The sequence below is a fragment of the Aeromonas sp. HMWF014 genome, from assembly GCF_963878295.1.
Lineage (GTDB): Bacteria > Pseudomonadota > Gammaproteobacteria > Enterobacterales > Aeromonadaceae > Aeromonas > Aeromonas popoffii.
The window spans coordinates 1-3,513 of record NZ_CAWNYS010000319.1 but is presented as its reverse complement, the minus strand read 5'-3'; the positions used below and the strand labels follow the sequence as shown (position 1 = coordinate 3,513).

2 protein-coding genes and 2 pseudogenes are annotated in these 3,513 nt (G+C 60.3%); 1 reads left to right on the top strand and 3 read right to left on the bottom strand.

Annotated features, from left to right (window positions below):
• Positions 1 to 583 (bottom strand): annotated as a pseudogene (locus tag AAC083_RS13400) (Hint domain-containing protein); the annotation flags it as partial.
• Positions 584 to 890: 307 nt separating this feature from the next.
• Here AAC083_RS13400 and AAC083_RS13395 point away from each other — a divergent pair.
• Complete coding sequence (locus AAC083_RS13395) at positions 891 to 2,129, top strand: uracil-xanthine permease family protein (protein WP_042035174.1); 1,239 nt, start codon at positions 891 to 893, stop codon at positions 2,127 to 2,129.
• Positions 2,130 to 2,202: 73 nt separating this feature from the next.
• On the opposite strand, the gene pgl is transcribed toward AAC083_RS13395, so the two are convergent.
• Both pgl and AAC083_RS13385 read right to left on the bottom strand, forming a co-directional pair.
• Entirely contained in the window at positions 2,203 to 3,213 is a 1,011-nt protein-coding gene (gene pgl, locus AAC083_RS13390; protein WP_108536848.1) for a 6-phosphogluconolactonase, read from the bottom strand.
• Positions 3,214 to 3,278: 65 nt separating this feature from the next.
• Positions 3,279 to 3,513 (bottom strand): annotated as a pseudogene (locus AAC083_RS13385) (hypothetical protein); the annotation flags it as partial.

Below are 3,513 nucleotides of genomic sequence, written 5' to 3'. Positions count from 1 at the left end.
CTATATAGCTGTGGCTGCCATCGAGGATCAGGTTGAACAGTGCCGTGGTGGGGGGGCTGTCAATCCAGTAGAGCGATTCCACCAGCAGCTCGCTCGGTTGGGGAGCCAGCGCCAGATTGCCTGCACTGGCAGCGGCTGCTGGCCAGCCCAGCAGCCGCATGCCGGTAAAGAGTGGCAACACTGCCAGGGTCGGGTTCTCGGTACGGGTCATGGCGGGCGAGATGGCCGCCCAGCCGCGAGAGGTCAAGAAGGGGTGCTCCGCTGTGAAGAAGGGGGCCAGTTGGTTGATTCCGTAGAGCTTGCGCTCCCCCAACAGCACGCGCTCGATAGCCAGGATCCGGTTGAGATGACCATGTTGATCCAGCACACATTCACCGGCTTGCAACGTCTCTATGGGACGTTCGCTGCCGTCGGCCATGACGATCCGGGTACCGGCAATGAAGCAGGACTTGGCATAGGCCTGATTCATTTGCCACTCGTTGTGGGTGAAATCATAACTGAATGGGGTAGCAAACAGGGCCAATGCGATGGCCGATCCCACCAGTAATTTGCGCTGGCTGGGTTTGAAAGAGGGCAGTGTCATGGGGGACTCCTTGTCCGGCTGGGTTCACGCAATCAAGTATAGAGTGACCCTATGGCGGAGCAGGGGTGAGCCCTTGACAAACAAAGTCGCGTGGAAAAACGATTGGCGTCTGCCATAAAAGTGCGTAAAATCGCATACTCGATGCTTGTAGCAACGAATCCCGCCCAAAAAGCCAGTTTCATGCCCTCCCCAAGCAGTAAAAGGTAACGAATGACGCCAAGTGGCTCATTTAACGCCTTGAAAACGTCTTGTGATAACTGAAAAGTGTTAAATATCCCTGTCGGTTATCAAAAAATTAAGGACATCCATGTTTTCCTTAGTCAAGCAAAGTGTCGCCGGGCTGCAAATCCTGTTTGTCGCCTTCGGTGCCATGGTTCTGGTGCCCCTGCTCACCGGACTGAACCCCTCCATGGCCCTGCTTGGCGCCGGTGTGGGAACCCTGTTGTTCCAGCTCTGCACTCGCCGCCAGGTGCCGATTTTCCTCGGTTCCAGCTTTGCCTTCATCGCCCCCATCATTTACGCCACCCAGACCTGGGGATTGCCATCCACTATGTTTGGCTTGATTGCCGCCGGTTTCATGTACTTCATCCTGGCCGCACTCATTCGCGTGCGGGGCATGGGCTTTGTGAACAAGTTGCTGCCGCCCGTGGTGATTGGCCCTGTGATCATGGTGATCGGCCTGTCGGTCGCTCAGGTTGCCTGCAACATGGCGATGGGCCGTGCCGGTGGAGAACAGGTGGTGCCTGCCACGACGGCGTTGACGTTGGCGGGCATCTCGCTGGCGGTGACCCTGATTGCGGCCGTGTTCTGCAAGGGCTGGATCAAGCTCATCCCCATCCTGTGCGGTGTGATTGCAGGTTATGTCGCGGCCGTACTGATGGGGCAGGTGAACTTCGATGGTCTGGTCAACACACCCTGGCTGGCGCTGCCTCACTTCGAAACCCCGGAGATCAACTGGGCTGCCGCCCTGTTCATGCTGCCGGTGGCCATCGCCCCCTGTATCGAACATATTGGCGGCGTGCTCGCCATCGGTGGCGTGACCGGGCAGGACTACACCAAGAACCCGGGTCTGCACCGTACCCTGGCCGGTGACGGCATTGGCGTCTGCTTTGCCGGTTTCATCGGTGGCCCACCCGTGACCACCTACGCCGAAGTGACCGGTGCCGTGATGATCACCCGCAACTTCAACCCTGTCACCATGACCTGGGCTGCCGTGTTTGCCATCATTCTGGCCTTCTTCGGCAAGTTCAATGCCCTGCTGACCTCCATCCCCATGCCGGTGATGGGCGGTATCATGCTGCTGCTGTTCGGCTCCATCGCCGCCATCGGTCTCAAGACGCTGGTGGAATCCAAGGTGGATCTGGGGCTGGCCCGTAACATCGCCATCGTGGCCGTGACCCTGACGGTCGGTGTCGGCGCGCTGGAGATGAAGATAGGTGACTTCGCCCTGGCCGGTGTCGGTCTGGCATCGGTTGCCGCCATATTGCTCAACCTGATCCTGCCTGCCAGCACCGAAGAGGGAGCCATGGAGAGCGCCAAGGACTAAGCAAAGGTTGCTGTCAGTCAAATCGTGAGGCCACCCCCGGGTGGCCTCACTCATTTCGACCGGTTTCTCGACGTCACTCGCACAAGGCCAGCACCCGCACCCACATGGCCCCGTCGCCTACCGGATGGCGTGCGAGCAGCGTCAGCTCACCGCTGCCCGGGTCTATGCGGTGCACGGCAAGTTGGTGGGAAGCTTGCCCGGCCGCCAGCAGATAGCGGCCGCAGTGATCGATGGCAAAGCCGCGAGGCATGGTCTCTGTCGGGAAGTGGGACCGCAGGGTCAGGCTGCCATCCTGCGCAGCTATGGCAAACAGGGTCAGCAGGCTGCTTGCCCGTTCGCAGCTGTAAAGAAAATGACCATCCGGTGTGACGTGCAGATCCGCCCCCCAGCGCTCTCCCTGATACCCCGCTGGCAGCATGCCCAGGCTCTGTTGCAGATGGATATGGCCATCGGCCTGCCTGTGGTAGCGGTTGATGGTGCAATCGAGCTCGTTCAGGCAGTAGATATCGCCATTGACGGGGTGCAGCGTCAGGTGCCTTGGCCCGGCCCCGCTGACGGTATGCAGATCCCCCAGCGGATGGGGCGCCAGCCGCCCCTTGTCGTTCAGGGTGAAGCGGCGGATGACATCTTCCGTGAGACAGGCGACCAGAACTTCCTGCTCGCCCTGCTCATCTGCACCCAGCAGAGTGGCCGAGTGGGCGGCCTGCAAGCCATCTAGCTGCTGATGGGGCGCTTCTACCCGGCCGCCACTACCGATGGGGGAGACGGTGACATGGTTGAAGGCATAAGAAGCCGCCAGCAGGAAGCGGCCGCTGGCATCGATGGCGGTGTGCGAGGCACTGCCCGCCAGCGGCGCCGAGCCCTGTTCGCTGAGCCGGCCATCCAAGCCAATCCGGTAGCTGATGACTGCAAAGTCGGGTCGCACGGCGGCATAGAGCCAGCGCCTGTCGGGACTTATCACCAGCGGTTGTACCTGACCCGGCGTGCTCACCAGCTGCAAGAGTTGCATCTCTCCCGTGTCGGCTAGGGCAAACACATGGATCTGCTGGCTGCCGGGGCTGGCGACATAAACGACCTGCTGCATCTGATATCAACTCCTTGTCATGGGTAACGGCAGGCCAATTTTATTTCCATCCTTCGGGGTTTTGCTTACTCTTTTGCCCGGGCCGGGCACACCACCTGATGGGCCTTCAGGCGATAGCTCGCCATCTGCGGGTAGCGGAAGAAGCCCACTTCCCACGGTTTTTTCTGCAAAAACGCGGCGTGAACGGCTTCGAGGAGGGGATGATCCTGTGGGATCTGGTAGGCATCGGCGGTGATGATGGTGTCATTCCATTTGGTGGCCAAACCGGGCCCGCGAGTCGCTGGCGAAATGGCAGCGGCC

Coding starts and splice junctions, on each gene's coding strand:
- AAC083_RS13395 (WP_042035174.1), top strand. CDS start 891: ATGTTTTCCTTAGTCAAGCAAAGTGTCGCCGGGCTGCAAATCCTGTTT.
- pgl (WP_108536848.1), bottom strand. CDS start 3,213: ATGCAGCAGGTCGTTTATGTCGCCAGCCCCGGCAGCCAGCAGATCCAT.